17 protein-coding genes are annotated in these 20,000 nt (G+C 46.4%); 11 read left to right on the forward strand and 6 right to left on the reverse strand.

All coding sequences use genetic code 11. From position 1 onward, the window contains the following. Window positions 1-3 precede the first annotated feature (3 nt). Window positions 4-747 (forward strand): BPSS1780 family membrane protein, encoded by a 744-nt coding sequence (locus ACO0KW_RS00815; RefSeq protein ID WP_423049706.1) that lies wholly within the window; start codon window positions 4-6, stop codon window positions 745-747. A gap of 76 nt (window positions 748-823) precedes the next feature. Here ACO0KW_RS00815 and ACO0KW_RS00820 read toward each other — a convergent pair whose 3' ends face one another. Further along, entirely contained in the window at window positions 824-1,288 is a 465-nt protein-coding gene (locus ACO0KW_RS00820) for an OsmC family protein (protein ID WP_423049708.1), read from the reverse strand. A 641-nt stretch (window positions 1,289-1,929) separates the two neighbouring features. Here ACO0KW_RS00820 and rplM point away from each other — a divergent pair. The 9 genes from rplM to glcF all read left to right on the forward strand — a co-directional run bounded on the left by rplM (window position 1,930) and on the right by glcF (window position 10,151). Continuing rightward, complete coding sequence (gene rplM / locus ACO0KW_RS00825) at window positions 1,930-2,358, forward strand: 50S ribosomal protein L13 (protein WP_186890749.1); 429 nt, start codon at window positions 1,930-1,932, stop codon at window positions 2,356-2,358. Between the two features lie 9 nt (window positions 2,359-2,367). Further along, window positions 2,368-2,760: a 30S ribosomal protein S9 gene (gene rpsI, locus ACO0KW_RS00830; protein WP_186890750.1), complete on the forward strand. Its 393-nt coding sequence runs from the start codon at window positions 2,368-2,370 to the stop codon at window positions 2,758-2,760. A 378-nt stretch (window positions 2,761-3,138) separates the two neighbouring features. Next, on the forward strand, window positions 3,139-4,176 hold the full coding sequence (gene argC, locus ACO0KW_RS00835; protein WP_423049710.1) for an N-acetyl-gamma-glutamyl-phosphate reductase: 1,038 nt from the start codon (window positions 3,139-3,141) through the stop codon (window positions 4,174-4,176). 18 nt (window positions 4,177-4,194) lie between these two features. Beyond that, the gene (locus ACO0KW_RS00840; protein ID WP_423049712.1) at window positions 4,195-4,920 is read left to right on the forward strand and encodes a DUF6776 family protein; all 726 of its coding nucleotides are present in this window, start codon (window positions 4,195-4,197) and stop codon (window positions 4,918-4,920) included. Between the two features lie 99 nt (window positions 4,921-5,019). Next, complete coding sequence (locus ACO0KW_RS00845) at window positions 5,020-5,406, forward strand: bactofilin family protein (RefSeq protein ID WP_423049714.1); 387 nt, start codon at window positions 5,020-5,022, stop codon at window positions 5,404-5,406. 68 nt (window positions 5,407-5,474) lie between these two features. After that, window positions 5,475-5,825, forward strand: coding sequence for an iron-sulfur cluster insertion protein ErpA (erpA, locus tag ACO0KW_RS00850; RefSeq protein ID WP_423049716.1), 351 nt, complete (start codon window positions 5,475-5,477; stop codon window positions 5,823-5,825). Between the two features lie 207 nt (window positions 5,826-6,032). Next, complete coding sequence (locus ACO0KW_RS00855; RefSeq protein ID WP_423049718.1) at window positions 6,033-7,487, forward strand: FAD-linked oxidase C-terminal domain-containing protein; 1,455 nt, start codon at window positions 6,033-6,035, stop codon at window positions 7,485-7,487. A gap of 10 nt (window positions 7,488-7,497) precedes the next feature. Continuing rightward, window positions 7,498-8,562 (forward strand): glycolate oxidase subunit GlcE, encoded by a 1,065-nt coding sequence (glcE, locus tag ACO0KW_RS00860; protein WP_423049720.1) that lies wholly within the window; start codon window positions 7,498-7,500, stop codon window positions 8,560-8,562. Between the two features lie 44 nt (window positions 8,563-8,606). After that, window positions 8,607-10,151, forward strand: coding sequence for a glycolate oxidase subunit GlcF (gene glcF / locus ACO0KW_RS00865; protein WP_423049722.1), 1,545 nt, complete (start codon window positions 8,607-8,609; stop codon window positions 10,149-10,151). 156 nt (window positions 10,152-10,307) lie between these two features. Here glcF and ACO0KW_RS00870 read toward each other — a convergent pair whose 3' ends face one another. The 4 genes from ACO0KW_RS00870 to glk form a co-directional block, all read right to left on the reverse strand. Further along, window positions 10,308-10,919 carry an OmpW/AlkL family protein gene (locus ACO0KW_RS00870; protein ID WP_423049724.1) on the reverse strand — a complete coding sequence of 204 codons (612 nt, stop codon included), beginning with the start codon at window positions 10,917-10,919 and terminating at the stop codon, window positions 10,308-10,310. Between the two features lie 322 nt (window positions 10,920-11,241). After that, the gene (locus ACO0KW_RS00875; RefSeq protein WP_423049726.1) at window positions 11,242-12,588 is read right to left on the reverse strand and encodes an alpha-amylase family glycosyl hydrolase; all 1,347 of its coding nucleotides are present in this window, start codon (window positions 12,586-12,588) and stop codon (window positions 11,242-11,244) included. A gap of 41 nt (window positions 12,589-12,629) precedes the next feature. Then, entirely contained in the window at window positions 12,630-14,507 is a 1,878-nt protein-coding gene (locus ACO0KW_RS00880; RefSeq protein WP_423049728.1) for a glycoside hydrolase family 13 protein, read from the reverse strand. Window positions 14,508-14,569: 62 nt separating this feature from the next. Next, entirely contained in the window at window positions 14,570-15,646 is a 1,077-nt protein-coding gene (glk, locus tag ACO0KW_RS00885) for a glucokinase (RefSeq protein ID WP_423049730.1), read from the reverse strand. 609 nt (window positions 15,647-16,255) lie between these two features. On the opposite strand from glk, the gene ACO0KW_RS00890 reads away from it, so the two are divergent. Further along, on the forward strand, window positions 16,256-18,202 hold the full coding sequence (locus ACO0KW_RS00890; RefSeq protein ID WP_423049732.1) for a glucokinase: 1,947 nt from the start codon (window positions 16,256-16,258) through the stop codon (window positions 18,200-18,202). A gap of 132 nt (window positions 18,203-18,334) precedes the next feature. On the opposite strand, the gene ACO0KW_RS00895 is transcribed toward ACO0KW_RS00890, so the two are convergent. Continuing rightward, a complete protein-coding gene (locus ACO0KW_RS00895; protein ID WP_423049734.1) occupies window positions 18,335-19,696 on the reverse strand; it encodes a cytochrome-c peroxidase in 1,362 nt (453 codons plus the stop codon). Window positions 19,697-20,000 lie beyond the last annotated feature (304 nt).

Consider the following 20,000-nt stretch of genomic DNA (forward strand, 5'->3'; position numbering starts at 1 on the left):
ACAATGAACACTCCTGTCGCCAAGGCTGGCATCATCTGGATACAACAAGGATTTCAAACGTTTAAAAAGCGACCGTTTGAATTATTGTTCATGTTTTTTGGTGTGATTTTTTTTAATCTGACTTTGAGCTTGATTCCAATGGTGGGTAGTTTCTTGCCATTTATTTTTGGGCCTGTGTTGGGGATGGGCATTATGCATGCCTGCCGCGATATTGATGAAGGTAAACCTTTCGCGCGCGGCTCCTTACTTATCGCGTTTCGATCTCCTGCGCTCAAGCCCTTGTTGATGCTGGGTGTTTTGTACACTGCTGCATTAGTGGCTGCATTGGCTAGTTCTATCCCCGCCGACGACGGTGCTTTATGGAATTACTTAACTGATCCTTCTAAGGCAGATCAGAAAGCGATTATTAAGTCGAATATAGGCTGGGGAATGCTGACATTCTTTGCGGTATATACACCGGCAGCAATGGCGTTTTGGTACGGCGCACCTTTGGTGATGTGGCACGGCATGAGTGTAGTGAAGGCAATGTTCTACAGCTTTTTTGCGGTATGGCGTGCTCGTAAAGCATTTTTAATGTATCTGATCGCCTGGTGCGGCATTATGAGTTTTGTTGCTTTGATCATAGGCATCGGCGGTGGCGTCCTGAATATACTGTTATTGCCCTTAATGCTAACGATTTCGCTGGTGATGTACTGTACTTTCTATTTCACTTACAAAGAAATTTTTAGTCGGGATCAGATGGTTTGAGCGAAGTTTCAGTGAATAAAAATGCCGGAAGATTCTCCGGCATTTTTATTTGAAGCCATAATCCAAGTTCATGCGTTTATTCTGGATCACTGCTTTTTTCGTGTTCTGAAGGTAGCGTTAAGTCTTCAATAATCTCATAACTGTGTGACATTTCAGCGGTTTTTGCTAACATAATCGACGCTGAACAGTACTTTTCATGCGACAAAGCAATCGCACGTTCTACGAGATTCGGCTTGAGATTGCGGCCGGTGACGACGAAGTGAAAATGGATTTTGGTAAAAACCTTAGGCTCGGTGCTGGCGCGTTCGGCTGATAGTTTGACTTCGCATCCACGTACGTCTTGTTTGCCTTTGCGTAGAATAAGTACCACGTCATAAGCAGAGCAACCACCCGTGCCCAGTAATACCATTTCCATCGGACGTGGTGCCAAATTATGACCGCCACCTTCCGGTGCACCATCCATCAAAACAGCGTGGCCTGAGCCGGTTTCTGCTAAAAAACTCATGCCCGAAGTACCGGTCCAACTTACCTTTGCTTCCATCTTATTTTCTCCTGCGTTTGTACTTGCTATCAAATCGTCTATTGTAGCTGATTGTAATTATGTTGTACGTAAGCACTAATAAACGGGTGTATTCGTCAGGGCAAGAAATGGTTCGCGTATCGAACAGGTATCTTAAGATGCACTACTCGCTGTGCCAATTTTATAAAAAAGCTTAAAAATCATGGAAAAAAGTTCAAATAACGCTACTTCTTGGAGCGAATTTTAATACTTTCTAGATAGCATTAAGTTTCCCTAGCATAAGACCATTGATTCACCTACTATGGATATTCAGATTTCGTGTGAGCTTGTTTTTCATCTCTTCACGCATCTCCTCCGTCACTCCAAGTGACTTCTTCCCGAAGCCGAGACTTCGGGTTTTTTTTGCTCCTAATGTTTGTTTTTAGCAAATTTAGATGTGAAATGACGATGAAATCCAAGGCGGCTTCTCCTAAGTCTGCTTAAAACTTAAACAGTACTTGCACTAAGTCTTTGAAAATACTATAATTTCCGACTCTCTGTTCGCCCAGGGGAGAATTTAACAAGGGAGCGTCTGCTAGGAACGATTCGTCGGGCCAACTGCAGAACCACCGAAATCAGGGTGTTTGTATGAAATTAAACTCATTTTTTATTTAGGATTCAACATGAAAACCTTTTCCGCTAAGGGCCATGAGGTTCAGCGCGACTGGTTCGTGATTGACGCGACAGACAAAGTTCTCGGACGTGTTGCCAGCGAAGTGGCACTCCGTTTACGCGGCAAGCATAAACCAGAATTTACTCCACACGTCGACACGGGCGATTTCATCGTCGTAGTTAATGCAGCTAAACTGCGCGTGACTGGTACTAAAGCTCTGAACAAGATTTACTATCGTCATACTGGATACCCAGGTGGTATCTACGAAACGAACTTCCAAAAAATGCAAGCTCGCTTCCCAGGCCGTGCGTTAGAGAAGGCTGTTAAAGGCATGTTGCCTAAAGGCCCACTCGGTTACGCAATGATCAAGAAGTTGAAAGTGTACGCAGATGCAACGCATCCGCATGCAGCTCAGCAACCACAAGTACTCGACATCTAAGGAATAGCCATGATCGGTAATTACAACTACGGAACTGGCCGTCGCAAGAGCGCAGTTGCTCGCGTATTCCTGAAAACAGGTAGCGGCAAGATTGTTGTCAACGGCAAACCAGCTGACGAATATTTCTCTCGTAAAACTGGCTTGATGGTTATCCGTCAACCACTCGAGTTGACTAATCACCTCGAAACATTCGACATCATGATCAATGTACACGGTGGTGGTGAATCCGGCCAATACGGCGCGGTTCGTCACGGTATCACACGTGCTTTGATCGACTACGATGCAACTTTGAAATCTGAATTGTCCAAAGCTGGCTTCGTTACTCGTGATGCTCGTGAAGTTGAACGTAAAAAAGTTGGTTTGCGCAAAGCACGTCGCGCAAAGCAATTCTCCAAGCGTTAATTTGCTTTTTGCAGATTTTTGCTGGAACAAAAAACCGCCAAATTTTGGCGGTTTTTTTTCGTCTTGAGCAAATGTTGAATAGCAAAGATTTTTCGGACGCAGAGGCGCTGACAGCGCAGAGATTTTCTAATTTCGGTTTGGCGTACCTGAGCTTGTTCGATGCACAGTAGTTCACAGCCAATTTTAGTGGTGCTACTGTAAAACTCAATTAAACGCATAGCGACGAACTCGGCGTTCTCTGCGCCTCTCAAGCAAAAATCCTTAAAAGCTTTTCGAGGATTCAAACAGAAACAATCGTCTATTGGGGAATCTAGTTTCGACTGCTAGAATGCACGCATAATTTCTTAATGGCACCAGCTTTAATTTAGGACAGTCAAAATGATCAAAATCGGTATCGTAGGTGGGACGGGTTATACAGGCGTAGAGTTGTTGAGAATTCTCGCAACGCATCCGCAAGCAAAATTGACCGCCATTACGTCACGTCAAGAAGATGGCGTGCCAGTGGCACAAATGTATCCTTCCTTACGTGGCCGTGTTGATCTGGCGTTTTCTTCACCTGACAAAGCTAATTTGAATGAGTGCGATGTGGTCTTCTTTGCGACACCACACGGTGTGGCGATGGCACAGGCACCGGAACTCTTGGCAAATGGGGTGAAAGTGATTGATCTCGCGGCAGACTTCCGTATGCAAGATGTCGCGCAGTTTGAAAAATGGTATGGCATGGAACATAGCTGCAAAGATCTTTTGTCAGAAGCTGTGTACGGCTTGCCAGAACTAAATCGCGACAAAATTAAGAGCGCACGTTTGATCGGCAATCCTGGTTGCTATCCAACCACCATGCAACTTGGTTTCGCCCCTTTATTAAAGGCTGGCATGATTGACGCTGGTAATTTGATCGCGGATTGTAAGTCTGGTGTTTCGGGTGCGGGCCGTAAGGCAGAAATTGGAATTTTGTTTTCGGAAACGAGTGACAGTTTCAAAGCATACGGTGTGGCTGGTCATCGCCATACTCCTGAGACTATCGAGCAATTGCAAGGTTTGACACAAGATAAAGTCGAACTTTTGTTTACACCCCATCTGGTGCCTATGATACGTGGCATGCATTCCACTTTGTATGCGCAATTGACACAAGACATCAGTAACGAAGCACTACAAGCTTTGTTTGAAGATGCTTACAAAGGTGAGCAGTTTGTTGATGTAATGCCATTTGGTTCGCATCCAGAAACGCGTTCCACTCGCGCGTCGAATATGCTGCGGCTCGCGTTACATCGTCCAAATAATGGCAAGCATGTCGTCATTTTGGTGGTGCAGGACAATTTAGTCAAAGGCGCTTCTGGCCAAGCGGTGCAGTGCATGAACATTATGTTTGGTTTGGATGAGGGCACAGGCTTGCAGCACGTGCCAGTGAATCCATAATCGCCGCGCATCCAGACCATGCCAATTTCTAAATTCTTTCGTCGGCGCATTACCGCGTCTAAGATGACGATCAACCAACATTTGCCTTGGCCAATTAAGTTTGCCTTGATAGCCGTAGTGATTGGCGTTGGTGGCGCGATTGCGATGTGGACTTACGATATGGGGCGTAGTTTTGCCTTCGGTCCTAAATTTTCGCCGGAACAGATGACAGCTTTGCAAGATAAAGTTGTCATTTTGACCGCAGAACGCGATAAGTTACAAGCGGCTGCGGCGACCATAGAAAGCCAGCAAAATATTGAGAAATCAATTCAAAAACAATTGACGGATCAGATCAATAGCCTGACTGTGGAAAACAACCGTATCAAAGAAGACCTGGCTTTTTTTGAAAGTTTGATGCCTTCAGCTGCTCGTCCGCAAGGCATTACTTTGCAGAAATCCAAGATCGAAATGGCTGGTCCGAATCAACTGCGTTACCGGACTTTAGTGATGCAAGGCGGTAAGGCAATGCGTGAATTTTCTGGTGAAATGCATATCAGCTTGACATTAGTTCAGGCAGGAAAACCTGTTATGATGGAATTTCCTGATCCTAAAGCAGGCGAAGCAGCGAAGTTAAAGCTTTCGTTCAAGCAGTATCAGAGACTTGAAGGGCAAATTACGTTACCTGAAGGGGTGACAGTAAAATCAGCACAAATGACAGTACTCGAAAAGGGCGAATTACGGGCAAAGCAAGCGCTTACCCTATGAACGCAATCGTCTTATTTTTGACCTATAGTGAATATCGCGAAGTAAGATAGTTTTTCATTAAACACTGTCAATATTCAAAAAAAAGATAGAGGAGTTTGCATGTTTAATCGTAAAAATAAAAGCACCATTGATAGCTTGATCGGATCCAGTACGAGTATCGAAGGCAACATTCACTTTAAAGGTGGATTACGGATTGATGGTCATGTCAAAGGGAATGTCATCGCCGAATCAGGAACCACTAGTATTTTAGTGATCTCTGAACAAGCTGTGATTGATGGTGAGGTGCGTGCTGGACACGTGGTCGTGAATGGTGTGATTAATGGCCCAGTGTTTTCGACAGAGTTGATCGAGTTGCAAAGCAAGGCCAGGATATCTGGTGATGTGGTGTATAAAGCACTAGAAATGATGAACGGCGCCTTAGTTTCAGGAAAGCTTGCGCATGATCAAAATGTGGAACCTGTTTTGAAGTTGGCCGCATCCAACTAGGATTGTGAATACGGTCTATAATAGCAGTCTGATTTGAATTAATTTGAGCAAATACGCAGGAGTCGATTATGAACGCTGTTACCGATATGCCATCCCCGATTATCTTCACCGATAGTGCTGCTTCTAAAGTTGCACAACTGATTGAAGAAGAAGGCAATCCAGATTTGAAATTACGTGTGTTCGTGCAGGGTGGCGGATGCTCAGGTTTTCAGTATGGTTTCACCTTTGATGAAGTCACTAATGAAGATGACACAGTGATGGATAAAAATGGTGTCCAATTATTGGTTGATGCAATGAGCTACCAATATCTGGTTGGTGCAGAGATCGATTATAAAGATGATTTAGAAGGTGCGCAGTTTGTGATCAAGAATCCAAATGCGCAATCGACTTGTGGTTGTGGATCTTCATTCTCTGCATAAGTTCGCTTCAATTTACCTACAAAAAAAGACGCTACGGCGTCTTTTTTTGTAGGTAAAATTATTTCCCACTCACAAACTCTTTCGTACAGGCTACACTCATCATGAAGCTTGGCAAGTGCTGCATGCAGACGAGATTTCATGACGAATACATGACGACATCATGAAAAATACCTTCCCACTACATGAGGTAGAAAGATGGAGAGTTCAATGTTACGAACGGCTATCGTAAAAGCCCTACGTCAAGTAATACCTGCCCACTGCATTCTGGCAGATGCTGAAGATACGCGTCCGTATGAATGTGATTCATTAAGCACTTATAAGCAACTACCACTGGTCGTCACGCTGCCTGAGAACGAAGCGCAAATAGTGGCAATACTTAAAGTGTGCCACGAATTACAAGTTCCTATCGTGCCACGTGGTGCTGGTACGGGATTATCGGGTGGTGCGACTCCGATAGAAAACGGCTTAGTTCTATCAACCGCCAGATTGAATAAAATTCTTGAAATCAATCCTTACGCACGTACCGCAAAGGTTCAACCCGGCGTGCGGAATCTGGCTATATCCGACGCCGCTGCGAGTAGTGGTTTGTACTATGCACCTGATCCATCATCGCAATTAGCCTGCACGATCGGGGGTAATATCGCGGAAAATGCCGGCGGTGTACATTGTTTGAAATACGGTTTGACCGTACACAATGTTTTACGCGTACGCATTGCGACTATCGAAGGGGATATGTTAGAACTCGGGAGTGAGGCGCTCGATGCGCCCGGTTTAGATTTACTCGCCGTTTTTATTGGTTCTGAAGGCATGCTCGGCATCGTGACAGAAGTGACGGTGAAGTTGATTCCTAAAGCGCAGACTGCGCAGGTGATCATGGCATCATTTAGTGAGGTCGAACAAGCCGGTCATGCTGTGGCGCAGGTGATTGCAGAGGGTATTATTCCAGCAGGTTTAGAAATGATGGATCAAACTTCGATCAAGATGGTGGAACCTTTCGTCCATGCGGGATATGACATGAATGCTGCTGCGATTTTATTATGCGAAGCTGATGGCAATTCTGAAGAGGTCGCCGAAGAAATCATACGCATGAGCGCTGTCCTGAATGCGGCGGGGGCGACTAATCTGACTGTTTCTTTTAGTGAAGCAGAACGTTTGAAATTGTGGTCGGGACGTAAGAATGCTTTTCCTGCGGCAGGTCGAATTTCGCCAGACTATTACTGTGTTGATGGTACGATTCCACGCAAGCATCTGGCGCAAGTCTTGCGCGCGATCAATGGGATGGAAGCTCGCTATCAAATGATCTGCGCGAATGTCTTTCATGCCGGTGATGGTAATTTGCATCCTTTAATTTTATTTGATGCAAATCACGCTGGAGCGTTTGAAAAAGCGGAAGCTTTTGGCGCGGAGATTCTTGAACTTTGTGTAAAACTAGGCGGCACGATCACTGGCGAACATGGCGTCGGTATCGAAAAACTCAATTCTATGTGCGTGCAATTTCGCCCTGAAGAATTAACGAGTTTTATGGCGGTCAAACACGCGTTTGATCCTCAAAATTTACTTAACCCCACCAAAGGTATTCCTAGTCTGAATCGTTGTGCTGAGTTCGGTCGTATGCATGTCAACAATGGTCGGATAGGCTTCCCTGACTTACCACGTTTTTGAGGGAGTTGAATTGGAAACGGTATTGCAAGAATTTCGCGAACAAATTTTGACCGCAAGTGCAGCCGGCACTGCGATTCGCATACAAGGTGGTGCTACCAAATCTTGGTACGGCCAGCTTTGTGAGGGTGAAATTCTACACACGTGTGGCTATACGGGCGTGATCGCGTACGAGCCGACTGAGCTTTATATCACTGCTCGTGCGGGTACCTCACTCAAGGAAATCGACAGTCTGCTCGCAGAATATGGGCAAATGCTGGCATTTGAACCACCACATTTTGGTGTGGCTGCTACCGTCGGTGGGATGGTGGCGGCAGGCTTATCCGGTCCACGGCGTGCGACTAGTGGGGCGCTCAGAGACTTTGTGTTGGGCGTATCATCAATGAATGGCCGGGGCGAATTTTTGCAATTCGGTGGGCAAGTGATGAAAAACGTCGCGGGCTATGATGTTTCCCGATTGATGGCAGGTTCGCTTGGAGAATTGGGCTTACTGCTCGATATTTCGCTGAAAGTGATGCCTAGGCCTATGCATGAAACTAGCCTGGCATTTGCAATGTCCGAGGTCGATGCTTTGCATGCATTGAATCTCTGGGCGGGGCAGGCCTTACCAATTTCAGCAAGTGCCTATCATGCGGGACGCCTCACTGTGCGCTTGTCCGGTTCAGAATCGGCCTTGCGCTTAGCACGCGCTAAATTGGGCGGGCAAGAACTCGGTGACCTGCAAGCGTTCTGGACTAGTCTGCGCGAACAAGAGCATCATTTTTTTACGCCGGAAGAAGGTCTAGCGCTCCTGCGTTTATCTTTGCCGCCTAGCGCGCCGGAGTTAAAGATACGTAGTAAGAATTTGGTCGAGTGGGGCGGTGCGCAGCGTTGGATTTGGACACATGAACCTCTTAGCATTGTGCGGGAGACGGTACAAAAGATGGGCGGCCACGTAACGCAATTTCGTTATGCCGACCAGATCCAGCCTGTCTTTACTCCTCTCAATCCAGTCCAACTGAAGATACATCAGGAATTGAAAAGAGCGTTTGATCCTGCGGGTATTTTTAATCGCGGTTGTTTGTTTGCGAGTGCATAACTTGATTAATTTTAATTGTCTCATCAACATAGCGATCTCATCGTATGCAAACTAAGATCAGTGAAGAGTTTAGTGCTAGCGCAGAAGGGCAAGAAGCCGAACAGATTTTGCGCCAGTGCGTGCACTGTGGCATGTGCAATGCGACTTGCCCGACCTATCAATTATTGGGTGATGAATTAGATGGCCCCCGGGGAAGGATTTATCTGATCAAGCAGGTGTTAGAAGGCCAGCAGCCAACCCAAAAAACACAAACTCATTTAGACCGTTGTCTGACATGTCGCAGTTGCGAGACGACTTGTCCATCTGGTGTGCAGTATGCCCGATTGTTAGAAATCGGCCGTGATATTGTTGAGAAAAAAGTTGGGCGCTCGATTACGCAAAAGATACTGCGCGGTGTTTTGAAAAATGGCTTAAGTAATCCACGTCTGTTTCAACATGCTTTGCAGTGGGGGCGCAAAATCAAACCCGTATTGCCACGTCAGTTGCAAGAAAAAATACCTACAGCGCCGGTGCCTGGAAAGATTCCGCAATCCCAGCATGCGCGCAAAGTGATTCTGCTCGAAGGCTGTGTGCAACCCAGTCTAGCGCCAAATATTAACGCCGCAACGAGCCGCGTCTTAGATCGTTTGCAAATCCAGACAGTCCGGCCGCCTCAGGCTGGCTGCTGTGGTGCGGTACGCTTGCATTTGAGTGATCAGAATGGGGCAATTGCAGCCGCCAAAAATAATATTGATGCATGGTGGCCCTTAATTAGTGACAATATCGATGCTATCGATTCAGAGAAACATAGTGAACGTATTGTGATGACTGCTTCAGGTTGTGGTGTCACGGTCAAAGAGTATGAGCATCTGTTGGCACACGATAGCGTGTACGCAGAGAAAGCAAAAATAATCAGTGCTGTGACTTGTGACTTGAGCGAACTGTTGGCAGATTGCATCCCCGAATTGATCGCACTGGTGGGCGGTGAAATCACAGAAAAGTTAGTCTGGCACGCGCCTTGCAGTTTGCAACACGGACAACAAGTACGCGGTAAGGTCGAAGGAATATTGCAGAGCCTGGGTGTCGCAGTACAAACTTGTGCGGACAGTCACCTTTGTTGTGGTTCTGCTGGCACTTATTCGATCTTACAAGGTGATTTGTCCAGGCAGTTACGAGACAATAAAATACGCGCACTCGAAGCGACCGGGGCCAATGTGATAATCAGTGCAAATATGGCGTGTCAACAGCATCTGCAAACAGGGACGAAGATGCCTGTATTGCATTGGATAGAGTTACTCGATCTGGCACTTGCAAATCGGCCACCGTTTGTTGATAAGCATGATGCTGTTGGTGAAATGGCTGATATGGCTGATATGGCAAATGTCTTGGCGCCAGATGCTACAAATTCTATGTCTATGTCGCGAGAACTCGAGGAAGATTCTCAGCATATAGCTAAGCCCGACGCTGTTGAGATTCCTGAAGTTGCTGAAATTGCACAGAAGCTGCAACAAGATATCGTAGCGACTGCAGCAAAGAAAAAGAATGGCAAGACGACGAGTCGTAAAAAAATGCAGAGTCAAACTAAGGCGGGAAAACCGAAGAAGCATTAAGCCGCCTCAATCAGACCGATGTCGGCCGGACGCATTAGTCGAACTAGTCGAACTATACCCCATAAATGAGAAAGTCCTTGTGCTTGGCGGCACAAGGACTCTGTGTGTGTGGTAAGTGGGACCTTGCTGTGTAGCGAGGCCCTGTATCACGAAACTTTAGAAGCGATAGCCAACACCGACGCCGACCAACAATGGATCAACTTTGACGGCACTTGCTTTCGCACCAGCGATATTCACGTCGCTGCGGATTTGCACTTTCTTCACGTCCAGATTCAAAGACCAATTTTTATCGATCTTGAAATCCACGCCAGCTTGTAAAGAGAAACCAAAGCTACTGCTTTCGAGTCCGCCTTTGCCACCCAATAAATTTACTTTAGAAATATTCGTGTAGTTCACGCCCAGTCCGACGTAAGGGTTCACATCAGCGTTTGGTGTGAAGTGATATTGTGCAGACAGCGTTGGTGGCAAGTGTTTGAATGTGCCGATATTGCTGCCATCCAAATACACATCGTGTTTTTGTGGATAAGTCAAAATCAATTCAGCAGAGACGTTTGGTGAAAAGAAGTAGGTGATATCGATTTCAGGAATTGTCTTTTTGCTGACGGTGATGCGGTCTTCTGCGCCTACGCCGCCGACTTGATCAGAATTATTTGCTGGGCTGATATTGACTGCACGAGCACGTACCATCCATGGGCTTTCTTGCGCCATTGCCTGTGTGCTGACTAAACCAACTGCTGCTAAAGAGAGTGCGAGAACGAGCTTTTTCATTTTTATTTCCTTGGTGATTAATATTGATAAATCGCAATAAATTGAAGTTCACAGAACTAGTCCGCGTCAACTGCCAATCGATTGGCGCGTTGAAATTTAATGAAAGTAGTGTAGTTCCGCACTGCAGCATGCGTCTTGAGCTAGATCAAATTTTCTGTATGTATGATCTTGGAATTGAAATTGCGAGGATTTTCAAGGCGTAAAAAAACGCCAGTCATGATGGGATCAGTGATCTGACATCATGTTGCTGGCGTTTTTTCTTATTTTTGGTTTTTCTTGGTGCTACTTCGCTGCTTTACTGTACAACAACTTACCTAACTACTTACTGCGCAAACACTTTATATTCCCATGGTTTAAGGTCAAATTTGACCGACGCGCCTTGCGGTGCTTTGCTGCCACTGATGATGTCTTTTAAGTTCCCTTTTGCTAAAGCACTTTTGACTTCAGCAGTTTGCGGATTCTTCGATAAATTGAAAATCGCAACAATCTTATTGCCGCCTTTTTCGCGTGTGAAGGCGAATATATGTTCATCGTTGCCGGTATGTAGACGTTGCATTTCACCGCCCTCTACGCCATTCCATAAAGCCTTGTTTGTTTTCTTTAACTGAAATAGTTTTGTGTATAACTGCTTAAATGGATGGGCTTTCCATTCGATAGGATCACGATCAAAGAAATTTAAAGCCTTGTTATTGCCAGCTTCTTGTCCGCTATACATCAGTGGCATACCTTTCATGATATTGGACAAGACCAGGAAGGTTTCTACTGCATCACCGAGACGCACAAACTCCGTACCTTCCCAACTATTCAAATCATGATTGGTGATATGTAACATGCGATATGAATTCGGATGATAGTGCTTTTCCTCGCCGTTCAAATACGCATCGAGATCCTTAACAGATTTTTTGCCTTGGGCAATTTCATTGAACAAATCTTTGTATTGCCAGCCATAGGTCATATCAAAGGCTTTTTCTTGCAACTCAAATTCGTGCGCTTCTGCCAGCATGAAAACCTTTTTTGTCTTATCTAATTCTTTGCGTGCGTCGTTCCAGAAATCTGTCGGCACCATCGCCGCTACGTCACAACGGAAACCGTCGATGTTATATTCGGTTAACCAAAAACGCATATCTTCGAGCATTGCTTTGCGCACTTGTGGATTGCTGTAATCGAGTGCGATCACATCGGCCCAGTCTGGTACTGGTGGTACAAATTTTCCGTCTTTATCTTTTTTGTAGAATTCAGGATGCTCAGTCGCCCATGGATGATCCCAAGCGGTGTGATTGGCAACCCAATCAATAATGACATACATGCCTTGCGCATGAATCGATTTCACCAGCTTTTTGAAATCAGCTGGCGTTCCAAATTCTGGATTCACGCCCTTATAGTCTCGCACTGCATAATAGCTACCTAATTCGCCTTTGCGGTTGACTTTACCAATAGGATTAATTGGCATAATCCAAATTACTTTGACACCCATTTTTTTTAATTCAGGCAAATACGCTTCGAATTTTTGAAAGCTACCTTCCTTTGAGTGTTGGCGGATATTCGCCTCGTAAATGGTGGCATTCTTCGTCCATGCTGGATGCACGACTTCAGACTTGGTTTGCGCGTGAACTGGAAGGGCTGATATCGCACCTATGCTAAGTAGTAAAGAGAAAACTAAGTGCTTCATGGTTTTACCTCGTGTGGGTTTGTGTAGTTTGCGAGCAGAATTTACTTCAATTCAAGAATCAATGAACTCTTTGGTTTGAGCGCGAGTTTGTGTTCTAAAACAAGATCTTGCCCGGTGATTACTTCATGGGCTTTTTGGGCTGGACGCAAGATTTCGGAAAATCGTGTTAAATCAAGTTCAGTGCTTTTCTCGTTGCGATTGATCACCACCATGACTGTGTGTGTACCAGCAATGCGGAAATACACATAACAATTGTTTTCAGGCAGAAAGTGAATCAATTTTCCTTCATGAATAGCCGGTTGTTGTTGACGCCAGTTAAAAAGGCGACGCACAAAAATTTGCATGTCTTGTTGTGCCGCGCTTAAATTTTTGCCGCTGAAAGTATTTACTTGATCGCCGTCCCAGCCGCCCGGAAAATCCCCACGCACCTTGCCGTCATCGCGTTGTTTGGGACTGGTCATCAAAATTTCTGCGCCATAAAACATTTGCGGAATCCCACGCAATGTCGCCAACATGACAAACGCCAATTTATTGAGGGCGATGTCTTCATTGAGCGCGGAAAAGATGCGCGGTGTGTCGTGATTGCCTTCAAAGATGGTTAATTGATCAGGATGCGGATAAATGAAATCGTTCGCAATCGCTTCATACATTGTCATCATATCGGCAGGCTTGCCCGCGTTGCCCACCAAACTCGTATGCAGCGCCTGATATACGGGGAAGTCCATCATGCTGGGCATGGATGAGCGATAATTATCGTGATTGTTTTTGTCGCGCTGCCAGTAAGCGATGATGTTGGGATTCATACTCCATTCTTCACCGACGATATTTAAGCGTGGATATTCGTCCATGATCCTGTGCGACCATCGCGCTAGGAAATCTCGATCCGAATACGAATAGGTGTCAGTGCGTAAGCCCGACAAATCTGCATACTCAATCCACCACAGGCTATTTTGTATCAAGTAATTTGCCAAGAAGGGATTGCGTTGATTCATATCGGGCATAGTTTTGACAAACCAGCCATCCGCGAAACGACGCTTGTCACTCTGTGATGCGTGGGTATCTTGTATGGTGCTGCGAATATGGTTAGTCTCGGTATAGTTACCCGGATAGTTGAGCCAGTCTTTTGCCGGTAAATCTTTCATCCACCAATGGTTCGAGCCTATGTGGTTGAGGACGATATCTTGAATCACGCCCAAGCCTTTTTGCTTGGCGTCTTGCACCAATTGCTGATAACTGAGATTGCTACCAAAGCTTGGATCGATTTTGTAGAAATCTGTCGCTGCATAACCGTGATAGGAGTTAATTGCTTGGGCATTTTCCATCAGCGGTGTTGGCCACAGCATTGTGAAACCCATTCCAACAATATAGTCTAGGTGCTGGCGTATCCCTTGAATATCGCCGCCATGACGTGCCCCGGGAATTTGGCGCGCCAATTTATCGCTGTAACCGGGGACGCTGTCATTGCTGCGGTCACCATTTGCAAAACGATCTGGCATTAAGAGATAAATCGCATCACGTGGCGTGTATCCTTGCCTTTGTGCCGAAGCGCTACGGCGGGTCTGCAATACAAAATTGTGGCGCACGACTAATTGATCGGCTTTTTGAAATTTGATCTCAACATTGCCAGCGGTACTGTTGTCTGCGATGTGTAAATCAATGAATAAATAGTTAGGGTTGTCACTGTGCTGGACTTTTTGAATCACGACACCGGGGTAATCAATGACAGGCGTCAGCTCGGCGATCTTGTTCCCATGCACCATGAGTTGTACTTCCGGATGCTTCATTCCTATCCACCAGGACGCTGGCTCCAGGTGCTGTATTTGATAGGTGCTAGTTTGTGCCTGAGCCAAATTAAACAGAAAGAAAAAAAATACAGCGCCGCTTAACATCCTATTGAGTGATGACATGAGTGGGGACATGTATCGGCTCAGCAAGACGCGAGGAATAACATTTGGAGGAAATGTGCGGCGCTGCATACGACTTAAACTTCACTTTGTTCGATCGCGAAGGCTGCACCACTGAGTGCTGCCAACGTATCGATAATTAGAGCAGTAGGAATTTGTTGCAAATAAGGGTGTAGTCGGCCTTTGGCTTCAAATTGCGTGCGAAAGCGCGACTGGAAAAAATAGTCGCCTAAGCGAGGAACGATACCGCCGCCAATATATAACCCGCTGCGGGCACCTACAGTTAAAGCGATGCTGCCGCAGAAGCTGCCGAGTAAGGCACAAAAACAGTCCAAGGTTTTAGCGCAAACAGTATCTTGCCCACTTAGGCCGCGCTCAACAATTTGTTCAGTGCTGAGTTCTTGCGGTGTTTCATACAAAGTACGGGCGACGGCGCGATACAGTACGGGCATGCCTATGCCAGATAACAATCGTTCTGCCGAAACATGGCTAAATTCAGCGCGCGCGTGTGCCAATACGCTAGCCTCAAAATCATCACTGGCGGCGAGTGTCGCATGACCACCTTCTCCAGGGATAGCAATCCAGCCATGGCGGGTTTCAATCACAGATCCTACGCCAAGGCCCGTGCCGGGGCCAACGACTGCTAAGGTGCCTGTATGTTGCGGTAGGGCATCGTGCGCGCGTACTTGTGCAGCATTCAGGCAAGGCAAGGATAAGGCCAGCGCTTCAAAGTCATTTAAAACGATAAAGCGGTCTAATTGTAAAGCTGCCTTGACCGTCGCTTGAGAAAAACTCCAATGGCTATTCGTGAAGCTAATTTGATCCTGTCCCACCGCAGTGGCGACCGCAAATGCGGCACAGCGTGGCGCTTGATAGGTCGTGCCAGTTTGCTGTTGCAAACGTTGAAGATAAGCCTCGCTAGCGGCAATTGGGGTGGCGAAATCAGAAACCGCTAAGGTCTGCACATGGGTAATTCCTGCACCAGAAGCCGCCACCCAGCCGAAGCGGGCATTGCTGCCACCAATATCGGCTATCAGCCAGGGGTAGGGGGCCGTCGTATTCGTCAAAGTGCTGATGGCGGAGTTCGCTGTAGTCATTGCTGGCAATTCCTGCTGTGCAAGTCGAATACGGACATCACGCTCAATTGCGGGCACTTATTTCTTGTTGTCAGATATCGCAGATATCTAACTATGACCAGAAATAAACATACGTCGAAGGCTGTCCGTAAGTCGATCAAAGTAAATTGGTATTGTTGGAATATATTTTCAATGAATGTAGCAAAACTACAGAATTGTCGCAATGTTTTTGTTGTGTAGTTTCAGAATTTTGAAGAAAGTGTGGTTTTCCACTGAATAAACTTTGCAAATAAATATGTGTAAATCTGTAGGAGACCTGACTTCCTATGCTTATGTCCGAGAAATATCTGTAACTGTTTGATTTTATAATCATTTTGTCGCATCTTTAGGAACGCCAAAGGACGATTGGAATAGCCATCAATCAATGATAAATAAGGCTTGCATACATAAATTTAGGTAAAAATTTGTAGTCTAGTTACAAAATATTGGCAATAAAGAAGGAAAATCTTGTTCAGAAATTAAGCGTAATCAGATATATCCATACGCGGTCTAGTCAGACTACAATGTAATCAAACCAATTTGTTGGCTGACATTGATGGCAGAATGTGTCCGCTGACAAGGGAAATCAAAACCACTCACTGAGTACAAATAGTACAAAACTAGCAGAGCACTATTTTCTGGAATCCTATGCAAGCAAATCACGTCGCACGAATTCAAACTGTACAGTCCGCACAGCACCCAACGCCACACTTGTTGGCGGATATTGGGGGTACCTATGCACGCTTCACCTTGGAAATGAGTAAAGGAGATTTCCAACATACACGGTCCTTGTTGTGTGCTGACTATCCTGATTTTTATGCGGCGGTGAAAGCTTATCTGCAAACTTTGCCAGAGTTGCAGATTGAACATGCGGCGGTAGCGATCGCGAATCCAGTGGATGGTGATCAAGTCAGCATGACTAACTACCATTGGCAATTCTCAATTGAAGAAATGCGGCAAAAACTGGGTTTTGATACCTTACTGATTGTGAATGACTTTACCGCGCTGGCAATGGCCTTGCCACGCCTGGGTGCAAACGATGTGCAACAAATCGGCGGTGGTGAAGCGCGTAAGCAAAGCGTTATCGGCTTGTTGGGACCGGGTAGCGGTCTGGGGACGTCGGGCTTGATTCCTGCTGGTGATGGCTGGATTTCCTTGGGGTCAGAAGGCGGACATACCAGCTTTGGACCACGTGATGAGCGTGAAATCGCGATTTTGCGCTACGTCTGGAAACACTTTGATCACGTTTCTTTTGAGCGTCTGGTGTCCGGCCCTGGGCTCGAATTGATTTACCGTGCGCTGGCGGAACGGGCTCAGGTCACGGCGAAAGAATTGACCGCGCCAGAAATTACCCAACACGCTCTTGATGCTAGCGATGCGCAATGTATAGAAGCTTTGGAAGTGTTTTGCGCTTTATTAGGGACGGCCGCAGCGAACCTAGCGGTGACTTTGGGAGCGATGGGGGGAATCTATATCGGTGGCGGTATCGTACCGCGCCTGGGTGAATATTTTGCCGCCTCAAGTTTCCGCACGCGCTTTGAAGAAAAAGGGCGCTTTAGTCGTTATGTTGCTGCGATTCCAACCTTTGTCATTACCGCAGAACATGCGACCTTCATCGGTGCAGCCGCCATTTTGGATGCGCAATTACGGACCTTACAAACTGAACCTGGCTCCGCCATACTTGGACAGATTCGACGAATACGCGCTGATCTCTCGCCTGCAGAATTACGCGTCGCTGAACACGTGTTGGCGCATGCCAGGGCTGTAGTGAATGATCCGATCGCCGAAATTGCACGGGCTGCTGATGTGAGCCAACCGACGGTGATCCGGTTTTGCCGCTCATTGGGCTGCGAAGGATTGTCTGACTTTAAGTTACGTTTAGCATCTGGCTTGACCGGTACCGTGCCTGTCACGCATATTCAAGTGACGGATGATGATTCTGCACTCGAGCTGGGCGCGAAGGTATTGGGAAATACAGCCTCCTCAATTTTGCAGGTTCGTAGTCAACTCAATCGCGACATGATAGAGCGCGCAATTCAATTAATCAGTGGCGCGAATAAGCTGGAATTTTATGCGATTGGTCACTATGGTGTCGTCGCGCAAGATGCGCAGTTTAAGTTTTTAAGGTTAGGCATACCGAGTATTGCGCACACCGATTCGCGTTTGCAGCTATTGTCGGCCAGTGTCTTGGGTGATAAAGATGTGGTCGTGATCAGCAGTAGCAGTGGCCGTTTGCCTGAATTAATCGAAGTCGCCGAGAAAGCCCGTGAACGTGGCGCTAAAATTATCGCTATCGCGGCCAGTCATTCACCTTTGATCCGAAAAGCCGATGTTGCTTTGATCGTGGATCATGTGGAAGATGTGAGCACCCATTTGCCTATGGTTAGCAGAATCTTGCATCTGTTGGTGATCGATATGCTTGCTGTTGGTGTCGCAATGGGGCGTAACCCCGGTGCGGCGAGCTTGGTGGCAGGCGAGGCTGACGAGCGCCTAGATGAAACCAAACCCGTCGTTAACAAACCAGCGGCACGCAACCAAGCGCCTGGTGTTAGCCTCGCATCGCCGCTAGCGAAGCTAACTTCGCATAGCCGCTAAGAATCTATTTCTATCAGTATTTTACATGCCTGTGATTTGACTTGACTCGACTCGACTCTACTCGACTCTACTCGACTATAACTTGTTTGAAGGTCTTGCCAAGTCACAGCCAAGCCATAGCCAAATTAGCGACTATTCCCCAAAAGGATTTGCGACACTGATCTTGCTGTCTCCGAACGCACTCAAACCCTGTACAGCGGGAGCTGCTTGAGGGGTGAAAAAACCATCGCTTAAAGTACGTAAGAACGCGATCATGTCATCCGCTTCATTCGCGCTAAAAGCGGGTGCGGCATTACGTGGTAGATTGAATGGGCGCTTATCGTTGATGATATTTTTCTGGTACGCCAGCGGCAAATCATTGGGAACCGCAGCCACGCCATACCAACGGCGTGGATCGACATTGCGGGTGGCATAGAACGCTAAGACCTCACGCAGATCTTTGAAGAAGCCGTTATGCATAAAGGCTTCGCGCTGGGCGACGTTGCGTAAACTTGGCATCCGGAAGCGACCACAAAATTGTTCTATCGAGACCGTGATTGGCACATTTGCACTGAGTGCAGGGCGGGTACGTGCCGGTCCACATAAGCCTATATCAAAAAAGCTGGGATTCGCATTTTGTGGAATCGCAGTATTCCTTGGTACACCTAGCGCATAGTAGGTGAAATCCGAAAACAGATTGTCTTGTGGATTATTGGAAGCAGGATTCATTGCATGACATGCTGCGCAATTGCCTTTGTTCGGATTCATAAACAAGGCCATGCCGCGGCTTTCGTTTGGTGTAAATGCGGCTTTGCCTTGTATCATCGCATCGTATTTAGAGCTAAAAGCCTGCAAGCTAGAAGTGCTCTCAAAAGCAGCAATCGCGACGCCAATTTTTTGAAACGCCAATTCAGGATTATTCAAAATAGTTGCCCCAAATTCTGCCCGCATCTCATTTGCATACGCTGACACAGCCACTTTCCTCACGACAGCCGTCGCGTTTGGATTATTCATTTCTGCACTGGCTAGAAACGGTCCTAACGCTTGTAAGGCTAAAGTATCTGCGCGACCATCCCAAAAGTGTCCGCCTTTGGCTTCAATAACACCCGCTGTATTGATGAAAGAAAACGGCGGAATAAAGCGATTGTAAGCATTGCTCATAGAATTGCGTAAGCCCAATGAGGTCGGTTTGCTTCCAAGTGCAACACCGATGCGTGAGCCATGATTGCTTGCAAATCCGGTGTTCGCTGCATGACAACTAGCACATGCCGTACCTGCTGGTTCTGAAAGATTTCTATCGAAAAACAGGCGTTGCCCTAAACTTTCTAAGCGCGTTAAAGTTGGTTGTGGTTGTGGCTGAGGCTGAGGCTGAGGCTGAGGCTGAGGCTGAGGCTGAGGCTGAGGCCGCGGAGCTTGAGCAAAACTGGGTAAGCTACATTGGCACAGCAATAGCAATGTGAAGATAAATTTCAACACTGGTGATTTAATGTGAGCGCCGGCTGATCTGGTGTGCATGATTCCTCCGATAGAGTTTTTTGGAAATTCCTTCATAAGCATCATGCGTCATTGGGCTTTTACTTTAGCTTTCACTTCAGTATCCGACTTTAAGAATCGCATTGATGCTTACCCTGATAAAAATCTTAGAAGCCAAATGTGAAGGAAGAATGAATTTGGGAAACAATTTCAGCATCAAGGCATCAAGGCATCAAGGCATCAAGGCATCAAGGCGTCTAAGTATCAAGTAATGCGCTTAATACAAAATCACAATTTCTTCACAATTGCAGGTTATGATCTTTGTATTGATGTGTTTCCCTCACGA

Source organism: Undibacterium sp. Ji22W (assembly GCF_049340305.1).
GTDB lineage: Bacteria > Pseudomonadota > Gammaproteobacteria > Burkholderiales > Burkholderiaceae_D > Undibacterium.